Origin of the sequence: Asanoa sp. NPDC049475, from assembly GCF_040676915.1 — a bacterium.
In the GTDB taxonomy this organism is placed as follows: Bacteria; Actinomycetota; Actinomycetes; order Mycobacteriales; family Micromonosporaceae; genus Asanoa.
This window is the reverse complement of sequence record NZ_JBFAPY010000001.1, coordinates 374,626-395,267: the sequence shown is the minus strand read 5'-3', so window position 1 is coordinate 395,267 and position 20,642 is coordinate 374,626. Positions and strand designations below refer to the sequence as shown.

The window sequence follows — 20,642 nt, the reverse complement described above, 5'->3', positions numbered from 1 at the left end:
GCCCGGCATACAGTTGCAGCATGTCTGCGCCTGCCACGTCTCGTGAGGAAGCCATCCAGGCCGCCCTCGCCACCGTCGACGACCCGGAGATTCGCCGCCCGATCACGGATCTGGGCATGGTCAAATCGTTCACGATCGACGAAGACGGGCTGGTCCGCGTCGAGCTGCTGCTCACCGTCCAGGGTTGCCCCTTGCGCGACAAGCTGAACAACGACATCACCAGTGCCGTCAGTGCCGTGCCCGGCGTGAGCGGCGTGGTCGTCGACTTCGGCGTCATGAGCAAGGACCAGCGCCAGGAGCTGCAGACGCGCCTGCGTGGCGGTGGCGGCGCCGAGCCGGTGATCCCGTTCGCCGAGCCAGGATCCCGCACCCGGGTCTACGCGATCGCCAGCGGCAAGGGCGGGGTCGGCAAGTCGAGCGTCACGGTCAACCTGGCCGCCGCGCTGGCCGCCCGCGGCCTGTCGGTGGGTGTGGTCGACGCCGACATCTACGGCCACTCGGTGCCGCGGATGCTGGGTGCCGCGGGCCGCCCGACCCGGGTGGAAGACATGATCATGCCGCCCGAGGCGCACGGCGTGAAGGTGATCTCGATCGGCATGTTCACCGCCCAGAACGCGGCGGTGGTCTGGCGCGGCCCGATGCTGCACCGGGCGCTCCAGCAGTTCCTCGCCGACGTCTACTGGGGCGACCTCGACGTGCTGCTGCTCGACCTGCCGCCGGGCACCGGCGACGTGGCGATCTCGCTGGCCCAGCTGCTGCCCAACGCGGAGATCCTGGTGGTCACCACGCCGCAGACGGCCGCGGCCGAGGTCGCCGAGCGGGCCGGCGCGATCTCCCTGCAGACCCACCAGCGCCTGGTCGGGGTCGTGGAGAACATGTCGTGGCTCGACCTGCCGACCGGCGAACGGATGGAGATCTTCGGCTCGGGCGGCGGCGCGGTGGTCGCCGAGAAGCTGAGCCGCACGCTGGGCGCGCAGGTTCCGCTGCTGGGTCAGATCCCGCTGGACACCCGGGTCCGCGAGGCCGGTGACGCCGGCCTGCCGATCGTGCTCGCCGAGCCGGACGCCCCGGCCGCCAAGGCCATCTCGGCCGTGGCCGACCGGCTGGCGGTCCGCCGCGAGTCCCTGGTCGGCAAGCCCCTGGGGCTGAAGCCGGCCGGCCGCTAGCGGTTTCTACGTAAAGTCGTCGAACGAGCGGCGCGCCGGCGGGGCCGGCGCGCTCGCCGTGCCCGTGGCCGGTGACTTGATGTCGGCGGCCTTCGCCACGTCCTTGAGGTCCTGGTGCACGCCGCTCAGGTCGGACTTGGCGTCGTCGAACATCTTCTGCAGCGGCTTGCGCAGCGACTCCTGCTCTTCCTCGCTCATCAGGTGCTTGCGGATGAACGCCTTCGGGTGCAGGTCCTCGAGCTGGATGTCGGTGCCGAGCTCACGGCTCAGGTCACCGGTCGCGTTGCTGGCCATCTTGCGCAGGTTGCGGACCATGCGCAGGCCGTCGCTGATCACGTTCGGCAGCTTGTCGCCGAAGATCAGCAGGGCGACCAGCACGAGCAGGCCGATCTCCCACCAGTTCAGGTTCTCGAACAACCGGGCCTCCCTCGTGCGATCCCCGGGCGCAACCTTACGCGCGGGCCGAGCGGGAAGGGAACGGCCGAGGCTACTGGGCGTCTGCGGCCAAAGTCACCGAAGCGGTCTGCGTCTCGGTCCCGCGCCGGTACTCGACCGTCACGACCGCGCCCGGTGCGTACTTGCGGACCAGCGCGATCAGGTCGATCGACTCCTCCAGCGGGTGCCGGTCGATCCGGGTGACGACGTCGCCGGCGCGCAGGCCGGCCGACTGGGCCGGGCCGCCCGGCTCGACCGTGTCGAGGCGGACGCCGGTGCCGGTCGTGCGCCCGTTGGTCACCTTGGCGCCGATCACCGTGCGGCGGGCCTTGCCGGTGTCGATGATGTCCTGCGCCACCCGTTTCGCCTGGTTGATCGGGATCGCGAAGGCCAGGCCGATGTTGCCGGCGGTCTGGTCGTCGGCGGACACCGACTTGATCACCGCGTTGACGCCGATCACCCGGCCGCCGGCGTCGACCAGCGGGCCGCCCGAGTTGCCCTGGTTGACGGCCGCGTCGGTCTGGATCGCCGCGTAGTAGCGGACCGGCCCGCCCGGGTCGCCGGCCTGGATCGTGCGGTCGACCGCGCTGACGATGCCGGAGGTGACCGTGTTGGCCAGCGCCAGCGGCGAGCCGATGGCCAGCACCGGGTCACCGACCGCGATCGTGTCGGAGTCGCCGAACTCGATCGGCGTCAGGCCCTCGCGGGCCAGCTTGATCACCGCGATGTCGGACTCCGGGTCCTGGCCGACCAGCTTGGCCGAGGCGACGCTGCCGTCGCTGAAGACCGCCGTGAACGTCTTCGTGCCGCTGCCTTCGACCACGTGGTCGTTCGTGACCACGTAGCCGTCGGCCGAGACCACGAAGCCCGAGCCGAGGCTGGAGCCTTCGCTGGACGCCACCCGCACGGTGACCACGCTGGGCAGCAGCCGGGCCGCGACGCCCGCGAGGGAGTCCGGCGGACGGTTGGCGGCGGCCGGCGGGCTGGCGCCGTTGCCGCCGAGCGCGGTGCGCCCGCCCACCCCGCTGCGGGCGGCGAACGCGTAGCCGAGTGAACCGCCGAGCAGGCCCGCGAGGAGCGCGGAGACCACGGCGACGAGCAGGACCGAGCGGTTGCCGGGCGGGCGCGGTGCGTTCGGGTCGACCACGGGCTCGGGCTCCGCGGCCCCGGTCGGGCCGGGCGGCAGGATGACCGCGGCCGGGGCGTGCGGGTCGCGCCAGGGATCACCCAACGCGTCAGACCACCACGGGCTGGGCGGCACGGAGCCGGGATGCATGGGGTACGCCGGAGGCGGGTAAGGCGGCGCGGGGCTGGACGGCACGGCGCTGGTCGGCGGCGGGCTGGCCGGCAACGGACCCGGCACCTGCTGGCCCGCAGGCCGGCCACCGCCGGGCTGATACCCGTTCCAGCCGTCGGTCACGTCGCCTCCCGGTCGCCGCCCACAACCCCGACTCAAGGATTGCATGGATACCTGAAGAGCATTCAGCAGTTGCCGAACGCCTTCTGGGCACCGCCCGTCCATCCAACACCGACGGTGCGCTCTACGCTCATACCCGGTCCCCCCGCTCCCCCTCGCACGGAGGTTCATTCATGGGCACCGCCGGCCCGACCTCAGCGCAGGCGTTGCAGTTCGCCGACGCGTACCCGCCGGAGGACCTGGTGCTGCAGACCGCGCGCCGGCTCGCCGACGAGGTCGGCCTGCCGTGCGTGACACCGGGAGCCGGCGCGGCGTTGCGGCTCCTGGCCGCCGCGGGCAACGCCCGGTCGCTGGTCGAGATCGGCACCGGCACCGGGGTGAGCGGCGTCTGGCTGCTGCGGGGCATGCGCCGCGACGGCGTGCTGACCACGATCGACGTCGAGAACGAGCACCAGCGCGTGGCCCGGCGGATCTTCCAGGAGGCCGGTTTCGCGCCGTCGCGTACGCGGATCATCACCGGACGCGCCCTGGACGTGCTCCCCCGGCTCACGGACGGCGGATACGACCTGGTGTTCGTCGACGCCGACCCGACCGAGTACGCGGCCTGCGTCGCCGCCGCCCGCCGGCTGCTGCGGGTCGGCGGCGTGCTCGCCGTCAACAACGCCCTGGCCGGCGGCCGGATCGGTGACCCGGCCGCGCGCGACCCGGAGACGGTGCTGATCCGCGAGGTGGTCAAGGACCTGCGCGACTCCGACGACTGGGTGCCGGCGCTGCTGCCCACCGGTGCCGGCCTGCTCAGCGCGGTCCGCCGTTAGAGCGTCGCCAGCCAACGCAGGAGCGTGCGTACGCCCCAGCCGGTCGCGCCCTTGGACAGTTCGGAACTGTCGGACTCGATCCAGGACGGGGCGGACATGTCGATGTGCACCCACCTGTCGCGCAGCCGCCCGGTGAACTCCGCCAGGTAGAGCGCGGCCATCACCGAGCCGGCGCCGCCCTCAGAGGCGATGCTGCTCAGGTCGGCCAGGTCGCTGCTGAGGAAGTCGCGGTAGTCGGTCGTCAGCGGCATCCGCCAGACCTGCTCGCCGGCGTCGGTGGCGGCCTCGGCGAACGCCTTGGCCAGCCCGTCGTTGTCGCTGTAGAGCGCCGCGGTGCGCTTGCCGAGCGCGACCGCGTTGGCGCCGGTCAGCGTGGCCAGGTCGACGATCACGTCGGGGTCCAGCCGGTCGACCGCGTAGGCGAGCGCGTCGGCCAGCACCAGCCGGCCCTCGGCGTCGCTGTTGTTGCTCTCGCTGGTGCGGCCGCCGTAGTGCCGGATCACGTCGCCGGGCCGGAAGGCCGAGCCGCTGACCAGGTTCTCGGCGAGGGGGGCCAGCGCCGTCACCCGCACCGGGAGGCGCAGCGCCGCGGCGGCGATCGTCGCGGCCACGATGGCCGCCGCGCCGCCCATGTCCTTGCGCATGAGCTTCATCGCGTCGCGCGGCTTGATCGAGATGCCGCCGGTGTCGAACGTGATGCCCTTGCCGACGAGCACCACGTGTTGCGTCGCGTCGGCCGGCGTGTAGGTCAGCTCGACCAGGCGCGGGCCGCGGGACGAGCCGCCACCCACGGCCAGGATGCCGCCGAAGCCCTCGGCCTCGAGCTGCTCCGGCTCACGAACCGAGATGGTCAGTCCGTCGTACGCCGCCGCGGCCGCGCTGACCCGCTCGGCGAACCACTCGGGGGTCTTCTGGTCGGACGGCATGTTGGTCAGGTCGCGGGCCAGCGCGGTGGCCTCGGCGGTGGCGCGGGCGGTGGCCAGCGCGGCCTCGTCGGGCGCGCCGGCCAGCAGCACCTCGTCGAGCGTGGGCGGCGCGTCGGGGCGCGGCGCGCCGAGCCGGAAGCGGTAGGAGCCGAGCAGGACGCCCTCGGCGAACGCCCGGAGGTCGGTGTCTTCTGCCGCGGGCAGGACGACCGTGACGGTGCTCGTGCGTGCCGCCGACCGGGCGAGCCCGGCACCGGCGGCGCGCCACCCGCTGGCCCCGCCGTCACCGACGCCGACCAGCAGCACCTTCGACGGACGTTGGGTCGGCCGGGGCAGCACCTCGACCACGCCGCCCTTGCCGCTGTGGTCGGCGGCCAACGCGACCACGTCGGCCGGCAGCCCCTCGGACAGCGGCGCGCCGTCACGGGTGGGCACGACGAGCGTGTCGGCGGCTACGTCGGCGGGGTCGATAAAACGGAATGTGGGCACGCCGGCCTCCGGGTTGTGCTGTGCTGTCGCTGGTCCTCGGACAAGGAGCCCGCCGGCAGCCCGGGCGGGGCGTGCCGGCGGGCGCGGTTCGGACGTCAGCCGGCAGCGGTCTTCAGTGCGTCACCGAGCGCGTTGGCCTCGTCAGGGGTCATCTCAACGACGAGCCGCCCTCCGCCTTCCAGCGGAACCCGCATCACGATGCCCCGGCCCTCCTTGGTGACCTCCAGCGGACCATCGCCCGTCCGCGGCTTCATCGCCGCCATGTTGTCTCCCCTCAGACTCGCCAGGGTGGTGGGTTGTCCCACAGCCTCTTCGTACCGGCGGCACCACGCTACGGCCCGTGGCACCGTATTACCCGAGGGCGCCTCGCAGGGCGCCGACCAATGATTTTCCCTGATAACCACCGCTGGGCCCAAACCGAGCCGGTATTGATGTGACAGCATCTAGCTTATCTTGAAAGTGGCTGTCACAATGTGCGGTCATGCAGGCACGGTCGGCACTCTTCGACCTCTACGGTGACTACCTGCGCCCACGTGGCGGCCGGGCGCCCGTGGCGGCGCTGGTTCGCCTGCTCGCGCCCCTCGGCATCGCCCCGCCCGCGGTCCGCACCGCCGTGTCCCGCATGGTGCGACAAGGCTGGCTGCACCCCCTGCGACTGGCCGCGGGACCGGGCTATCTGATCACGTCGAAGGCGGCCCGCCGGCTCGACGAGGCCGCCGCCCGGATCTACCGCACCAACCGGCCGGGCTGGGACGGACGCTTCGACCTGATCGTCCTGGACGCCCCCGCGGCGCGTCGCGAACGCCAGCGCCTCGGCGCCAACCTGAGCTACCTCGGCTACGGCATGCTCGACGAGCGCACGTGGGTCGCCACCCGACCCGGCGTCGACGTCGACGCCCTGCTGGTCGAGACCGGCATCGGCTACGAGCGGTTCACCGCGACCCACGCCGCGGGCACGTCCGGCGCGATGGCGGTCGTCCGGCGGGCCTGGGACCTGGCCGAGATCGGCAACGCGTACGAGGCCTTCGTCGCCGAACAACGCCCGCTGCTGGCGCACGTGACGCCGCGCAGCGAGGACGAGCTCGCGTACGCGGCCAGGTTCCGGCTCGTCCACGCCTGGCGCACGTTCCTCTTCCGCGACCCGCAACTCCCGCCCGCGCTGCTGCCGGAGCGCTGGGCGGGCACCAACGCGGCCGCGTTCTTCGACCGGCACGCCACGAGGCTGCGCCCGGCCGCCGACCGCTACGTGGAAAGCTGTCTCGACGCGGGCCTGCGGGCCGCCCGATCGAAAGGTTCCTGACACGTGAGTGACGTGCTGCTCGTCGACCGCACCGACGCCGTGGTGACGCTGACCCTCAACCGGCCCGAGGCGATGAACGCGCTCGACGTGCCGCTCAAGGAGGCGCTCCGCGAGGCCCTGGCGACGATCGAGACCGACCGCTCCTGCCGCGCGGTCGTCCTCGCCGGGGCCGGCCGGGCGTTCTGCGCGGGCCAGGACCTGCGCGAGCACGTCGGCGTGCTGGAGTCCGGCAGCGCCGACGCCCTCGACACGGTCCGCCGCCACTACAACCCGATCGCGTCCAAGCTCGGCAGCATGCCGAAGCCGGTGATCGCCGCGGTCGGCGGCATGGCGGCCGGCGCCGGTGCCGGCCTGGCTCTGCTGGCCGACTTCCGCATCGGCGGACCGAGCACGTCGTTCCTGATGGCCTTCGCCAACGTCGGCCTGGCCGCCGACACGGGCCTGTCCTGGTCGCTGCCCCGCCTGGTCGGCCACGCCAAGGCGATCGAGCTCCTGATGCTGGCGGAGCAGGTCAAGGCGGACGAGGCCCACCGGCTCGGCCTGCTGACCCGGGTGGTCGAGAACGACGCCGACGTGGTGTCGGCAGCCCAGGAGCTCGCGGCCCGGCTGGCTTCGGGTCCGACGGTGGCCTACGCGGCGATCAAGCGCGAGCTCTCGGTCGGCGACGCCGGGACGTTGCAGGACGCCCTGTCCGCCGAGGCCCAGGCCCAGTCGATCAGCGGCGCCACGGCCGACCACCGCAACGCCACGACGGCCTTCGTCAACAAGCTGAAGCCCACCTTCGAAGGCCGCTAGACCCGCCGTCGGCTGCCCGCCGGCGCGGGCACGGCCGGCCAGCCGCGCGCACCGCGCAAAGCCGACCAGGGTCCAGCCCGGCGCAGGCCGGCGAGGCCGGCCAGCCGGTTGTCCCCCGCAGGCGGCCGACGTCCGGGCGGGGGAAGCGCTGCTAGTCCTCTTCTTCCGGGTCCTGGTTGGCTTCCTCGCCCAGGACGAAGGCCTGCATCGCCAGCTCGTCGTCGGAGGGCGCCACATAGGTGGGCAGCTCGCGCGGGCCGAGCTCCATCACGTAGGACCAGAAGAGGCGGACCGCCTCGGCCGGGGTGGGGGCCTCGATCGGCAGGTCGAGGCTGACCAGCCAGGTGCGGTTGTCGACGGCGGGCGCGAGCCGGGCCGACAGGGCGTCGAAGGTCGGTGCGTCGACCGGCGTCAACGGGCCGGCCAGGGTCAGCTCGGCGGCGTCGGCCGGCTCGTCGAAGAAGCGACGCGTGTAGGTGACGACCACCGGGCCGCCGGGCGCCACGTCGGCGTTGTCCGGGTCGTCGTCGGCCCGGCCGGCCGCGGCCGTGATGCGGCCGAGCGCCACCACGCGGGGTGCCGGGTCTTCGGCGACCACCAGCACCTGGTCGCCCTCGGTCGGCCCCGGGACGTCTCCTCCGTCGGACAGCTCGAGCGTCTCGTGGTGGAAAAGCCGCTCGCTTGCCAGTCTCGCCTCGGGGATGACGACCGCCCACTGTGCCATGCGGACCATCCCATCACAGCGGGTCGGCGGGTCAGTGCGGCGGCACGTGGCAGCCCTCCAGATGGTCGTCGACCATGCCCGTCGCCTGCATCAGCGCGTAGGCGGTGGTCGGACCCACGAACCTGAAGCCCCGCTTCTTGAGGTCCTTGGCCATCGCGGTCGACTCGGGGGTGATGGCCGGGACCTCGGCCGAGCCCCGCGGGCGGTGTGGCCGGGGCGGCGGCGCGAAGGACCACAGCAGCTCGCTCAGGCCACCGCCGACCTCGAGGGCGGCGCGGGCGTTGGCGATCGCGGCGTCGACCTTCTGCCGGTTGCGCACGATCCCCACGTCGGCCATCAGTCGGGCGACGTCGTCGGCGTCGTAGGCCGCGACCTTCTTGATCTTGAAGTGGTCGAACGCCGCCCGGAAGTTGTCGCGTTTGCGCAGGATGGTCAGCCACGACAGGCCCGACTGGAACGCCTCCAGCGTCATCCGCTCGTAGAGGTGGTCGTCGCCGTGCAACGGCTGCCCCCACTCGGTGTCGTGGTAGGCGAGGTAGTCGGTGCTGCTGCCCCACGGACAGCGCGCCTTGCCGTCGGCGCCGATGACGAGGTCTTTCACGAACCCGAGCCTATGAGCCGGGTACGACAGTTCTTACGGCAGCCGGCCGGCCTCGACCAGGCGCGCGAAGCGCTTGAGCGCCTGCGTCAGGCTGAGCTTCGAGCCCGGCCACAGCACCGGCCAGGCGACCCGGCCCGCGGCACCGCCGGGCAGGTGGAACCACTCGTGCCAGACGACCTGGGTGCGGTCCTGGCCCATGGGGGTGCAGCGCAGCACGCCCGGGCCACGCAGGAGCCGGCCCTGGTGGATGACCCGCACCTCGTACGGCGGGTCCAGCCGCGCCACCCGGAACTCGTCCCGCAGGACCGCCGGACCGAGCGCCGTGACCGCCTCGATCACCGAGCCCTCGCCGCCGTCGCCCGAAATCACCCGAACGGTGGTGAACGGGATCCATTCGCCCTGCCGGCGCCAGGCGGTGAACGCCTCGTAGACCTGCTTGGCGGGCGCGCGGACGATGACCGTCGCGGTGACCTCACCGGCACCCGGCTGGGCGGCCTCCCGCAGGTCCTCCTCGTTCATCGGCGCGCCGATTCAGCGTCTTCCGCCGGAGTCGCGACTTCCGAGGTTTCCGACTCGATGGCCGATTTCCTGACTGGCGCGTCTTCCGGCGAAACGGCCGGAGACTCGGGGTCAGCCGGCGCCGCGGCGGCCGAGCGCTTGGTCGGGCGCGAGGTGCGGGTCGCGGGCGTTCGCCGCGTGGTCCGCGCCTTGGCCGGGGCGGCCGGCTCGACCTCGCTGGGCTGCTCTGTCGCGGCCGCCGCGGTCGAGCCGGGCGAGATCGACTTCTCGGTGACGGCCGGGTCGGACCCGGTGGACGCCTCGGCCTTGCCCGCCTGCTCAGCGGCGACAGTCGGCTCGGTCGCGACCGGCGACCCGGTCGCGATAGGCGGCTCGGTCGCGATAGGCGACCCGGTCGCGATAGGCGGCTCGGCCGCGGCCGGCGACTCGGCCGGCTCCGACTCGTCGGCCAGGCCGCGGGACCGGGCCTCCGCGACCGCCTTCGGGTCCTGCTCGGCGGCGGCCGACTCGGCCTGGTCAGGTGCCACCTCGACCACCGGAGCAGCGTCGCTGACCGGCACCGGAGCGCCGTCCGCGGACTCCTCCGACGCAGCCGTCTCGATCGGAGCGGCCGCCTCGGGCTCGTCGGCGATTTCGCCAAGGTCAGCCGGGCGGGTGAACTCGGTCCACCCCGGCTTGCCGGGTTCGGTCGCCACCGGTGCGGGCGGCGGAGCCTGGGCGGCCTCACGAGCCCGGCGCAGCGCGTCGGCGTCGAGCACCCGCCCCTCACGCAGGGCGTTGACCTCGGCCTCCAGGACTCCGATCAGCTCGTCCTTGTAGCCGATGTCGTACGCGGCACGGCGCAGCGCCTGGTCGACCTGGGACATCCGGTAGCCCCGGGTGGCCAGGTCGAAGCGCACGTCGCCGAGGTCGGACTCCAGCAGTGGCCGGGTGGTGGGCAGCGGTAACGCCCGGCCGTCGGGCTCGGCGGGCGACAGGCCCGGGTCGCGACCGCTGACCAGCACGGTCACGCCGAACACGACCGCCGCGACGGTGACCGCGACGACCACAATAAGGAGTAGCTGACCCATACGCCCGATCGTGGCATGTCGCGCCGAGAGGGTCGACCCCGCCACCCCGTCGTCCACCTTCGCGGGCAAGGATCAAGCCAGTGGTACGACGGCGGCAGGAGGAATCGATATGTCGGGCGAGTTGCGGCTGGGTCCGCGTACGTTCGGCCCGACGGACCTCGTGGTGATGGCGATCGTGAACCGGACACCCGACTCGTTCTTCGACCGGGGCGCGACATATGCCGCCGACGCGGCCCTGCGGGCGGTCGAGGCGGCGGTCCGCGACGGCGCCGACATCATCGACATCGGCGGGGTGAAGGCCGGCCCCGGCGACCACGTGGACCCGACGGAGGAGATCACCCGCACCGTCGCCACCGTGGCCACGGTCCGCGCGGCCTTCCCCGACACAGTGATCTCGATCGACACCTGGCGCGCCGAGGTCGCCACCGAGGCGGTCGCGGCCGGCGCGGACCTGATCAACGACACCTGGGCCGGCGCCGACCCGCGACTGGCCGAGGTCGCCGCCGCGACCGGTGCGGGGCTGGTCTGCACCCATGCCGGCGGCCTGCGGCCGCGCACCCGCCCGCACCGGGCCGCGTTCGCCGACGTCGTCACCGACGCCGTCGAGACGGTCACCGCGCTGGCGCGCCGGGCGGAGTCGTTGGGCGTACGCGCGGACGGCATCGTCATCGACCCGGCGCACGACTTCGGCAAGAACACCCGGCACTCGCTGGAGCTCACCCGGCGGTTGGGCGAGCTGGTGGCCACCGGCTGGCCGGTGCTGGTCGCGCTGTCCAACAAGGACTTCATCGGCGAGACCCTGGACCTGCCGGTCGAGGAGCGGCTGGAGGGCACCCTCGCGGCGACCGCGGTCTCCGCCTGGCTCGGCGCCCGGCTGTTCCGCGCCCACCAGGTGCGCGAGACCCGCCGCGTGCTCGACACCGTGGCGTCGATCCGCGGCGACCGCCCACCAGCGGTCTCCCGCCGGGGCCTGGCTTAGGTCCAGTTGAGGATCTTCTTGCGCCAGGCGTAGAGGATGCCGAGCGCCAGGACGGCCACGAAGATGGCCATCTCCACCACGGTCGTCGCGCCGAATCCGGGACGGTCGAAGACCACCGCCCACGGGAAGAGAAAAACGGCCTCGACCGCGAAAAGCACATAAAGGTACGCGTACACGTAATAGCGGATCTGCATCTGTGCCCAGTCGCCACCGACCGGGTCCACGCCGCTCTCGTAGGTCGCGCGCTTGCCCGCCGGCTCGGCCGGGTTGGCCGGGCTGAGCAGCCGGTTGGCGGTGAACGCCCCCACGAAGATCAGCACGCTCGCCAGGAGGAGGAGCCCCAGCGTCGCGTACGACCCGAGGTAACCCGTCATGGCCGGGACTCTACCGCCGATCGGGCGATTCGAGCCGGCCGATGATCTCGGGTCAGGCGGCGAAGGGCGGGAGTTACGGTTTTGTTTCCGACCGAACGGGTGTCAGGCGGCAACTATCACCGAATAATGAGGCACCCACGACGGTCGGAGGATCCATGGCGAGCAGCGAGCGCGCGTACGCCCTGCTGCGCGCGTCTGTCGCCGGCCTGATCGCGGCCGGCGTGATGGCGCTCGTCGTGACCGTCCCGTCGGTGGGCGCGGGTGCGGCCGGCCCGGTCGGTGTAACGGCCGCGCTCGACCCCGGCGATGACACGGGCAGCGACCCGGGCGAGCCCGAGACCAACTCGACGGAGCCCGACTCCCCGCCGACCAACCCGGTGCCGACCGACGAGCCGACGTCGCCGGAGCCGACCACCGAACCGACCACGCCCGAGGAGCCGACGGAGCAGCCGACCGCAGAACCGACCACATCGCGGCCGACCACGCGGCCGACGGTGCCGCCGGCCGACCCCACCGAACAGCCCGGCCCTGTGCTGCCCGGCCAGCAGCCGCGGCTCGGTGCCGCCGTCTGGACCAGCGACATCAACCTGGGCTGGTCCTACTGGTCGCGGTCCAGCAGCCCGGCCACGCTGCGGGTGGTGGTCACCAACACGGGCTCGATCGTCGAGCGGTTGACCATGCGCTACACCTTGCCGACCGGGGTGACCGACGCCGGCACGGCCGGCTGCTCGCTGTCCGGCGGACGCTCGTACGTCTGCGGATCCTGGGTCGCCGGTCCGGGCCGTCGCTTCGAGACCTCGATCCGCGTGCGGGTGGCCGGTGACGCCTGGCGACAGATGCCGCTGGGTGGCTCCGTCGACGTCACCGCGGCCGCCGTCTCCCGGCCGGACCTCGGCACGGTCGCCGACAACCAGGGCTTCGCGGTGCTCTTCCCGCCCGGCCCGCCGGTCGCCGGCATCGGGCTGGCCGCCAGCGAGGTCAACTTCCAGTCCCCGGACGGCCCGGCCAACCTCCAGATCAAGCTGACCAACACCGGTGACGAGGCGTCGACGGGCGCGGTCGAGGTGCTGCTGCCCGACGGAGTGACGATCGACGGCCAGCCCGAGGGCTGTGCGGCCAGCGGCGAGCGCTTCCGATGCGATCTCGGCCGGGTGGCCGCCGGCGACACCGCCACCAGCACCCTGCCTCTGCGGGCTACGGCCGAGGCACAGCGGCTGGCTCCGCTGTCGGGCGCGGTGTTCGGCATGCTGACCTCGGGTGGCCGCACCAAGCAGGTGCAGATGAGCTTCCGGATCACCGCGGCCGCGTCGAGCGCCACGCCGACGGCCAGCCCGTCGGGTGCCGACCCGACGGCGTCCCAGGGCGTGATCGGCGGCGGGTTCGCCAAGGCGTCCGACAACGGCGGCGGTCTGACCGGCGTCCAGCAGACGGCGCTCGCTCTGGTGATCGTCTCGGTGCTCCTGGTGATCCTGGCGATCTTCCTCGCCACGACGTCGCTGCGTCGCGGTATAGAAGACGACACCACCGCGGCCCTCGATGCGGCGTCCCGGGACTAGGCCCACTAGCAGTGCTTTCGCTCACAAGTAAGGTAACCCTGACCCCGACGTGAGAAGGTCGTCTCACCGGGCGGGACCCGGTACGTGGAAAGGCTGTTCCCGGGACGTACGCTTTTCCAAGACACAACATGGAGCGGGACGGCCCAACGACGCGCGACCCCGCCGCCGCCGTCCGGCAAGGAGGTCAGCTTCTCGTGGCCAAACAGGTCCGTCAACTGGATCGCGTGGTCATCCGCTTCGCTGGCGACTCCGGCGACGGCATGCAGCTCACCGGCGATCGGTTCACTTCGGAGACCGCCCAGCTCGGCAACGACATCTCGACTCTCCCCAACTTCCCCGCGGAGATCCGGGCGCCCGCCGGCACCCTGCCAGGGGTCTCCAGCTTCCAGGTGCACTTCGCCGACTACGACATCCTCACGCCGGGCGACGCGCCCAACGTGCTGGTCGCGATGAACCCGGCAGCGCTCAAGGCCAACATCGGTGACCTGCCGCGCGGCGCCGACATCATCGTCAACACCGACGAGTTCACGAAGCGCAACCTCACCAAGGTGGGCTACGCGGAGAACCCGCTCGAGGACGGCTCGCTCGACGGCTACTCGTTGCACCCCGTCGCGCTGACCGCGATGACGATCGGCGCCCTCGCCGAGCACGACGTCTCGAAGAAGGACGCCGAGCGTGCGAAGAACATGTTCGCCCTCGGCCTGCTCTCCTGGATGTACTCGCGGCCCTACGACTCGACGATCCGCTTCCTGGAGCGCAAGTTCGCCGCCCGTCCGGAGCTCGTCGCGGCCAACATCGCGGCGTTCAAGGCCGGCTGGAACTTCGGCGAGACGACCGAGGACTTCGGCGTCCGCTACGAGGTCAAGCCGGCGAAGATGAGCCCCGGCACCTACCGCAACATCACCGGCAACCAGGCGCTCTCGCTGGGCCTCGTGGCCGCCGGCGTGCGCTCGGGCCTGCCGGTCTTCCTGGGTGCCTACCCGATCACCCCGGCGTCCGACATCCTGCACGAGCTGAGCAAGCACAAGCGGTTCGGCGTCACGACGATGCAGGCGGAAGACGAGATCGCCGCGATCGGTGCCGCGCTCGGCGCCTCGTACGGCGGCAGCCTGGGCATCACCACCACCTCCGGCCCGGGCGTCGCGCTCAAGGGCGAGACGATCTCGCTGGCGGTCGCGCTGGAGCTGCCGCTGGTGATCATCGACGTGCAGCGGGCCGGCCCGTCGACCGGCATGCCGACCAAGACGGAGCAGGCCGACCTCAACATGGCCCTGTTCGGCCGGCACGGCGAGGCGCCGGTCGCCGTCGTCGCGCCGCGGTCGCCGTCCGACTGCTTCTTCGCCGCGCTCGAGGCGGCCCGGATCGCCCTGACCTACCGCACGCCGGTGATCCTGCTGTCCGACAACTACGTCGCCAACGGCTCCGAGCCGTGGCTGCTGCCCGAGGTCGACTCGCTGCCCGACCTGCGCGTCGACTTCGCGACCGAGCCCAACGGCGAAGACGGCAAGACGTTCCTGCCCTACCTGCGCGACCCGGTCACGATGGCCCGACCGTGGGCCATTCCGGGCACGCCGGGGCTGGAGCACCGGATCGGTGGTCTGGAGAAGGCCGACAAGACGGGCGACATCTCGTACGACCCGGCCAACCACGACTTCATGGTGCGCACCCGGGCCGCCCGCATCGAGGGCATCCCGGTGCCGGACGTCGAGGTGGAAGACCCCGACGGCGAGGCGCGCACGCTGGTGCTGGGCTGGGGCTCGACCTACGGCCCGATCGGTGCCGCCTGCCGGGCGCTGCGCCAGCGCGGCCTGCCCATCGCGCAGGCCCACCTGCGGCACCTGTCGCCGATGCCCGCCAACCTCGGCGAGGTGCTGCGCCGTTACGACCGCGTCGTCATCCCCGAGATGAACCTGGGCCAGCTCGCCCACGTCATCCGGGCTCGCTACCTCGTCGACGCCATCCCGTACAACCAGGTCAGCGGCCTGCCGTTCACGGCCGCGAAGCTTGAGTCGATGCTCGAGGAAGTCGTTAAGAATGGCTGATCCCGTCGCAGTGAAGCTGACTCAGAAGGACTTCAAGTCCGACCAGGAGGTTCGCTGGTGTCCCGGGTGCGGTGACTACGCGATCCTCGCCGCCGTCCAGTCCTTCATGCCCGAGCTGAAGATCCCGCGCGAGCGCACCGTGTTCGTGTCGGGCATCGGCTGCTCGTCGCGCTTCCCGTACTACATGAACACCTACGGGATGCACTCGATCCACGGCCGCGCGCCGGCGATCGCGACCGGCCTCTCGGTCAGCCGCCCCGACCTGTCGGTCTGGGTGGTCACCGGCGACGGCGACGCGCTCTCGATCGGTGGCAACCACCTGATCCACGCGCTGCGCCGCAACGTCAACCTCAAGATCCTGCTGTTCAACAACCGGATCTACGGGCTGACCAAGGGCCAGTACTCGCCGACGTCGGAGCTTGGCAAGATCACTAAGTCGACGCCCGTCGGCTCGGCGGACTCGCCGTTCAACCCGCTCTCGCTGGCGCTGGGTGCCGAGGCCACGTTCGTCGCGCGGACCCTCGACTCCGACCGCAAGCACCTCCAGTCGGTGCTGCGCGCCGCGGCCGAGCACAACGGCTCCGCGTTCGTCGAGATCTACCAGAACTGCAACATCTTCAACGACGGCGCCTTCGAGACGCTGAAGGACCCGGCCACCCGCGACGAATACCTGATCCGGCTCGAGCACGGCCAGCCGATCACCTTCGGCGCCGACGGCCAGCGCTGCGTGGTGCACCCGCCGGGCGGCTTCGGCCTCGAGGTCCGCGACACGGCGTCGGTCGACCCGGCCGACATCGTGGTCCACGACGCCACCGTGTCGGAGCCGGCGTACGCGTTCGCCCTGTCCCGCCTCCCCGGCCTCGACCTGCGCAACACACCGATCGGGGTGTTCCGGAAGGTCGAGCGGCCGTCCTACGACGAGCGCGTGGTGGAGCAGGTCGAAGCCGCCAAGGCCAAGGCCACGGGTACGCCCGACGAGCAGCTCGCGGGCCTGCTCACGGCCGGCGACACCTGGACGATCCTGTAGCTGGCGCCCCGGCTGGCCGGCGGCTGACGCTGTCGGCTAGCTCGGGGTGGGGCGGCTTTCGGCCATTGTCGACGGTCGGTCGTCGCGGACGTAGACCAGCAGGTCGCCGGTCTCGACCGTGAGGCCGGCCGGGTCGGCCAGCGAGACGACCTTGCCCCGTCGCACCAGCGCGATGACCAGCGGGTCGAGGTCGCGCGGCGCCGAGCCGACCTCGGCGCGCTCGGCCGAGCGCATCGCCAGCGCCATGCCCTGGCCCGGGGTCAGCAGGTCTTCGACGACCTCGATCAGCGGCGGCGCCGAGGTGGACAGGCCGAGCAGCCGGCCGGCGGTCGACGCCGAGACGATCACGTGGTGCGCGCCGCTCTGCCGCAGGAGCGGAGCGTTCTCCGCCTCCCGGGCCGCGGCGATGATCCGCACCTTGCCGGCGGTGAGCTGGCGCACGGTCAGCGTCACCAGCACCGCCGCGTCGTCGCTGTGGGTGGCGATGATCACTGACTTCGCGTCTTTGACGTGCGCCTCCAGCAGCGTCGCCGACCGGGTCGCGGAGCCTTCGACGCCGACCAGGCCGTTGGCGATCGCCGACCGCAGCGCGGTCTGGTCGCGCTCGACCACCACGATCTTGCGCTTGTCCAGGCCGTTCTCCAGCAGCACATTGACGGCGCTGCGGCCCTTCGTCCCGTACCCGCAGATGATCACGTGGTCTTTCACTTTCCTCCTCCACCGCGTCAGCCGCAGGTTGGTGCGGTACTGCTCGGTCAGCACCTCGAGGGTCGTGCCGACCAGGATGATCAGGAAGAGCACGCGCGCCGGGGTGATCACGAAGACGTTGACCACGCGGGCGGACTCGCTGACCGGCGTGATGTCGCCGTAGCCGGTCGTGGAGAGCGTCACCACCGCGTAGTACGCGCAGTCGAGCAACGACAGCGGCGTATCTGTGACGTCGCGGTAGCCGCCCCGGTCGACGTAGACGATCAGGACCGTCACCAGCACCAGCCCGACCGCGGCCAACAGCCGCACGCCGAGTGCGCGCAGTGGACTCTGGCGTACCCGGGGAAAGTGGATCACGCCGTCTCCCGCACGCCCACACCTTAAACGAGCCCCGCGACGGCCGACGCCCGGGAATGCACCAGCCGCGGTCGATATCTCCCGGTACGCGCGACGACGCGCACCGTGACGACGACTAGGCCTTGTCGGACTCGGCGTCGCCGATCAGCGCGCCCCGATAGGTGCGGGACCGCCGGGGGTGCGGGGGCTGCGGGTCGGTGCCGCGGCCAGGACGCGGATCGCCGATGACCATCGTGGTGTTGTCGTCGCCGTCGGCCCGGTGCCGTGCCTGGACCGGGCGCCGCGGTTCCGGCTCGACCGCGGGGGTCTCCGGCTCGGCGGCGAACCGGCTCGAGCCGGCGGCCAGGTCCGGGTGCTCGACCGCGAGCGCCATCCCCGCCGCCTGCTCGAGCGTGAGCTCCGCACCACCCGCGTACGCCGCGTCGAACGCCGCGTCGCCGAGCTCCGACCGGATGGCGGCCTGCTCCCGCGACCAGTAGGCGGCGAACAGCCCGCCCGCGCCGCGCTGGGTCAGTCGGGTCGCCTGCGCCGCGCCGAACAACCGGGCCGCGGTCCTCGGATCGCCACCGTGGGCGCACCGGACCGCCATGGCGTTGAGGCTGTCGCAGGCCCTGCTCCGGAAGCCGTACGCCATTCGCGAGCGCAGCGCCACCACCAGGTGGTCGTGCGCCGCCACGAGGTCACCGCGGGCGAGCGCGACCATGCCGAGCAGCATGTCGACGGTGCGCCGGCCGCGTTCGGCCGGGCGGGCGGCCTCGAGCGGGCGGGCGGCGCCGAGCAGTTCGGCGGCCTCGTCGAGGGCGCCCCGTTGCCACAGCAGCTCGGCCAGGCTCAGCACCGCGACCAGCGCCTCGCTCGCGACGCCGTTGTCGGTGGCCCACTCCATCACGTCGCGGCTGGCCCGCTCGGCCTCGCTGAGCCGGCCCATGTCGATCAGCGGGCCGGCGCGACCGGCGATCACCCGGGCCAGCAGACCCGCGTCGCCCGCCTGCTGGGCGGCGGCCTCGGCGCGCTGGGCGAACCGCAGCTCCTCGGCGAACTCGCCGTCGGCTGCCGCGTGCTGCGAATGCATGTGGTACGCCGCCGCCAGCTCGGCATCGGGGATCGGCTCACCGGTCTCGGCGATCCGGCCGTACAACCGGAACAGCCAGAGCCGGCCCTCCCGGGCGAGCCCGCGCTCGCGCCACCACTGGTCGAGCCCGCCGGCCAGGCGCAGACCCATCCGGGCGCTGCCACCGGTCGCCGTCCAGCGCAGTGCGGCGCGGAGCTCGTCGGCCAGCGGGTCGAGCGTCGCCAGCGACAGCGTCACCGGCCGGCCGTCGGCGCCGTGGAACACCCGCTGCAGCGCGTGCGCGCACCACGCGACGTGGCGGTCACGGGCGCCCTGCTCCTCGCCGGCGTCGACCAGGCGGCGGGCCGCGTACGCCCGGATCGGGTCGAGGATCCGGTAGGTGCTCGAGGCCCCGCTCGGCTCCACCTGGATCATCGACTTGTCGACCAGCACGGCCAGCGGGTCGAGCGGGTCGTCGTCGAGCAGCCACTCCACAGTGGCCAGGTCGACCGGGCCGGCGAAGACCGCGAGAGCGCGCAGCAGCCGGGAGGCGCGCGGGCCGAGCGTGCGGTAGGACCACGTGACGGTGGCCTGCATGGTGGCGTGCCGTTGGGTCGCCGAGCGCAACGCGGCCCTGGTCTGCGGGCTGCGCGCCCCACCCAGCGCCGCAGCGTTGAGGTCGACGGTGTCTTCTTGCATCCCAGCTTCCTGTTGGCCGCCCGCGAACTCGGTCGCCGGATAGACCGGGTCCTCCCGGCCGGCGTCGAGCGTGCCGAGCACGTCGTCGAGGCGCTCGGCGAGCTGGCTGGCGGAGAGCACCCGGAGGCGGGCCGCGGCCAGCTCGATGGCGAGCGGCAGGCCGTCGAGGCGGGCCACTACCCGGTGCAGCTCGGACGACTCGGTCAGGCCGCCGCGCCGGCCGCCACGGGCTGCCGCGGTGCGGTCGAGCAGCAGCGCCATCGCGTCGCTCGGCCCGCCGTGTGGGCCTGGCTCCGTCGACAGCGGAGGGATTCGCCACACGACCTCACCGGGCAGCCCGAACGGCTCCCGGCTGGTGGCCAGCACGCGCAGCGCACTGCCACCGGTCAGCAGGCGGGAGATGGCCTCGGCGGACGCACCCGGTTGGGCGTCACAGGTGTCGAGCATGAGCAGCATGCGCCGGCCCGCGGCGTAGTCGACCAGGGTGTCGATCATCGGCCGGCCGGGTTCCGGGCGCAGGCCGAAGACCGCGGCGACCGCGAAGGCGACCAGGCCCGGGTCGGTGACCGTGGCGATGTCGACGAACCACACGCCGTCCGGATAGGAGTCGACAAGGGTGCCGGCCACCTCGACGGCGATCCGGGTCTTGCCTGCGCCGCCGGCCCCGACGACCGTGACGAGCCGGTTGTCGCGCACCAGGGCGGAAAGCTCGGCCCGCTCGGTCTGCCGGCCGACGAACGAGGTCACCTGGGTCGGCAGGTTGTGCGCGGTCTCGTCGACGGTGCGCGGGCGCGGGAAGTCGCGGCCCAGGCCCGGTGCGACGAGTTGAAAGAGGCGTTCGCGGTCGTCGAAGCCCCGCAACCGGTGCAGCCCCAGGTCGATCAGCGAAGCGTCGGCCGGCAGCGGGGCCGCGTGGTGCGCGGTCGACGCGGAGAGCAGCACCTGGCCGCCGTGCGCCGCGGCCGCGATCCGGGCCGCGCGGTGCACCTCGGGGCTCGCGTACTCGCCGGCGAGCGGGACCGCGTGTCCGGTGTGCAGGCCCATCCGGACCCGCGGCGCGGCCTCAGGGGTGGGCCACTCGTGGTCGGCCAGCGCCCGCTGGGCGGTGACACACGCGTCGAGCGCGGCGGCGGCGTCGTCGAACGCGATGAAGAACGAGTCGCCCTCGGTGAACAGCTCGACACCGTGATTGGCCGCGAGGGTGGCGCGCAAGAGTCGCCGATGCTCCGTGAGCACCGGCCGGTAACCCGCACCGAGCATCTGGGCAAGTCGCGTCGAGCCCTCGATGTCGGTGAACAAGAAAGTCACCAGCCCACTGGGAAGGTGAACTCGTCCCGGCACGCCTGAAACCTCCGCCCCCCTGGAAGTCGGGTCCATGCTGCCGCACTCCGGACCGCCGGCGCATCGTAGGTTCGGCTGGCCCGGCAGGGCCCAAGGTCGAAAACCCGCTCCCACCTGGAGCAACGTGCCACGCCGGGGTTAACCGCGGGTGTCCGGCCCGTGGTTACACGGCTGAGTAACGAGGTGTTCCAAGGGTGGATGCGGCACCCTCGGCCAAGCTTCCCGGCCCAAAGGATGATCGACAGGGGGTC

The 20,642-nt window shown here is 72.5% G+C and carries 18 protein-coding genes and 1 pseudogene; 8 read left to right on the top strand and 11 right to left on the bottom strand.

What is annotated here, in order from left to right:
• Window positions 1–20 precede the first annotated feature (20 nt).
• Complete coding sequence (locus AB0J88_RS01915) at window positions 21–1,166, top strand: P-loop NTPase (protein ID WP_364359983.1); 1,146 nt, start codon at window positions 21–23, stop codon at window positions 1,164–1,166.
• Between the two features lie 6 nt (window positions 1,167–1,172).
• Here the strand turns inward: AB0J88_RS01915 and AB0J88_RS01910 are convergent, their stop codons facing one another.
• Both AB0J88_RS01910 and AB0J88_RS01905 read right to left on the bottom strand, forming a co-directional pair.
• Window positions 1,173–1,583 carry a preprotein translocase subunit TatB gene (locus AB0J88_RS01910; RefSeq protein WP_364359980.1) on the bottom strand — a complete coding sequence of 137 codons (411 nt, stop codon included), beginning with the start codon at window positions 1,581–1,583 and terminating at the stop codon, window positions 1,173–1,175.
• 70 nt (window positions 1,584–1,653) lie between these two features.
• On the bottom strand, window positions 1,654–3,021 hold the full coding sequence (locus tag AB0J88_RS01905; RefSeq protein ID WP_364359977.1) for a trypsin-like peptidase domain-containing protein: 1,368 nt from the start codon (window positions 3,019–3,021) through the stop codon (window positions 1,654–1,656).
• Window positions 3,022–3,191: 170 nt separating this feature from the next.
• Here AB0J88_RS01905 and AB0J88_RS01900 point away from each other — a divergent pair, with 170 nt between their 5' ends.
• The gene (locus tag AB0J88_RS01900; protein WP_364359974.1) at window positions 3,192–3,833 is read left to right on the top strand and encodes an O-methyltransferase; all 642 of its coding nucleotides are present in this window, start codon (window positions 3,192–3,194) and stop codon (window positions 3,831–3,833) included.
• On the opposite strand, the gene AB0J88_RS01895 is transcribed toward AB0J88_RS01900, so the two are convergent.
• Window positions 3,830–5,230 (bottom strand): leucyl aminopeptidase, encoded by a 1,401-nt coding sequence (locus AB0J88_RS01895; RefSeq protein WP_364360208.1) that lies wholly within the window; start codon window positions 5,228–5,230, stop codon window positions 3,830–3,832. The genes AB0J88_RS01900 and AB0J88_RS01895 overlap by 4 nt on opposite strands.
• 113 nt (window positions 5,231–5,343) lie before the next feature.
• Window positions 5,344–5,511 (bottom strand): DUF3117 domain-containing protein, encoded by a 168-nt coding sequence (locus AB0J88_RS01890; protein WP_089253522.1) that lies wholly within the window; start codon window positions 5,509–5,511, stop codon window positions 5,344–5,346.
• A gap of 218 nt (window positions 5,512–5,729) precedes the next feature.
• Between AB0J88_RS01890 and AB0J88_RS01885 the strand changes: the two genes are divergently transcribed.
• Together AB0J88_RS01885 and AB0J88_RS01880 are read left to right on the top strand one after the other, a co-directional pair.
• Window positions 5,730–6,548: a PaaX family transcriptional regulator C-terminal domain-containing protein gene (locus tag AB0J88_RS01885; protein ID WP_364359971.1), complete on the top strand. Its 819-nt coding sequence runs from the start codon at window positions 5,730–5,732 to the stop codon at window positions 6,546–6,548.
• A 3-nt stretch (window positions 6,549–6,551) separates the two neighbouring features.
• Window positions 6,552–7,343, top strand: a complete 792-nt coding sequence (locus AB0J88_RS01880) for an enoyl-CoA hydratase-related protein (RefSeq protein WP_364359968.1) — start codon at window positions 6,552–6,554, stop codon at window positions 7,341–7,343.
• Between the two features lie 151 nt (window positions 7,344–7,494).
• Here the strand turns inward: AB0J88_RS01880 and AB0J88_RS01875 are convergent, their stop codons facing one another.
• From AB0J88_RS01875 to AB0J88_RS01860, 4 genes and pseudogenes are all read right to left on the bottom strand, one after another.
• Window positions 7,495–8,067 carry a hypothetical protein gene (locus AB0J88_RS01875; RefSeq protein WP_364359965.1) on the bottom strand — a complete coding sequence of 191 codons (573 nt, stop codon included), beginning with the start codon at window positions 8,065–8,067 and terminating at the stop codon, window positions 7,495–7,497.
• A 31-nt stretch (window positions 8,068–8,098) separates the two neighbouring features.
• Window positions 8,099–8,668 (bottom strand): DNA-3-methyladenine glycosylase I, encoded by a 570-nt coding sequence (locus AB0J88_RS01870; protein WP_364359962.1) that lies wholly within the window; start codon window positions 8,666–8,668, stop codon window positions 8,099–8,101.
• A 33-nt stretch (window positions 8,669–8,701) separates the two neighbouring features.
• Window positions 8,702–9,187: an SRPBCC family protein gene (locus tag AB0J88_RS01865; RefSeq protein ID WP_364359960.1), complete on the bottom strand. Its 486-nt coding sequence runs from the start codon at window positions 9,185–9,187 to the stop codon at window positions 8,702–8,704.
• Between the two features lie 692 nt (window positions 9,188–9,879).
• A pseudogene (locus tag AB0J88_RS01860) lies at window positions 9,880–10,257 on the bottom strand (DivIVA domain-containing protein); the annotation flags it as partial.
• 109 nt (window positions 10,258–10,366) lie between these two features.
• Between AB0J88_RS01860 and folP the strand changes: the two are divergent.
• Window positions 10,367–11,236 (top strand): dihydropteroate synthase, encoded by an 870-nt coding sequence (folP, locus tag AB0J88_RS01855; protein ID WP_364359957.1) that lies wholly within the window; start codon window positions 10,367–10,369, stop codon window positions 11,234–11,236.
• Here the strand turns inward: folP and ndhC are convergent.
• Window positions 11,233–11,610 carry an NADH-quinone oxidoreductase subunit A gene (ndhC, locus tag AB0J88_RS01850; RefSeq protein WP_089253528.1) on the bottom strand — a complete coding sequence of 126 codons (378 nt, stop codon included), beginning with the start codon at window positions 11,608–11,610 and terminating at the stop codon, window positions 11,233–11,235. The two genes, folP and ndhC, sit on opposite strands and share 4 nt — an antisense overlap.
• 155 nt (window positions 11,611–11,765) lie before the next feature.
• Between ndhC and AB0J88_RS01845 the strand changes: the two genes are divergently transcribed.
• From AB0J88_RS01845 to AB0J88_RS01835, 3 genes are all read left to right on the top strand, one after another.
• A complete protein-coding gene (locus AB0J88_RS01845; RefSeq protein ID WP_364359954.1) occupies window positions 11,766–13,166 on the top strand; it encodes a hypothetical protein in 1,401 nt (466 codons plus the stop codon).
• Window positions 13,167–13,360: 194 nt separating this feature from the next.
• Window positions 13,361–15,208: a 2-oxoacid:acceptor oxidoreductase subunit alpha gene (locus tag AB0J88_RS01840; protein ID WP_364359951.1), complete on the top strand. Its 1,848-nt coding sequence runs from the start codon at window positions 13,361–13,363 to the stop codon at window positions 15,206–15,208.
• Complete coding sequence (locus tag AB0J88_RS01835; RefSeq protein WP_364359948.1) at window positions 15,201–16,235, top strand: 2-oxoacid:ferredoxin oxidoreductase subunit beta; 1,035 nt, start codon at window positions 15,201–15,203, stop codon at window positions 16,233–16,235. Before AB0J88_RS01840 ends, AB0J88_RS01835 begins: the two co-directional genes overlap by 8 nt.
• Before the next feature lie 36 nt (window positions 16,236–16,271).
• Here AB0J88_RS01835 and AB0J88_RS01830 read toward each other — a convergent pair whose 3' ends face one another.
• Both AB0J88_RS01830 and AB0J88_RS01825 read right to left on the bottom strand, forming a co-directional pair.
• Complete coding sequence (locus AB0J88_RS01830) at window positions 16,272–17,300, bottom strand: potassium channel family protein (protein WP_364359945.1); 1,029 nt, start codon at window positions 17,298–17,300, stop codon at window positions 16,272–16,274.
• A gap of 115 nt (window positions 17,301–17,415) precedes the next feature.
• The gene (locus AB0J88_RS01825; protein WP_364359943.1) at window positions 17,416–20,391 is read right to left on the bottom strand and encodes an adenylate/guanylate cyclase domain-containing protein; all 2,976 of its coding nucleotides are present in this window, start codon (window positions 20,389–20,391) and stop codon (window positions 17,416–17,418) included.
• Window positions 20,392–20,642 lie beyond the last annotated feature (251 nt).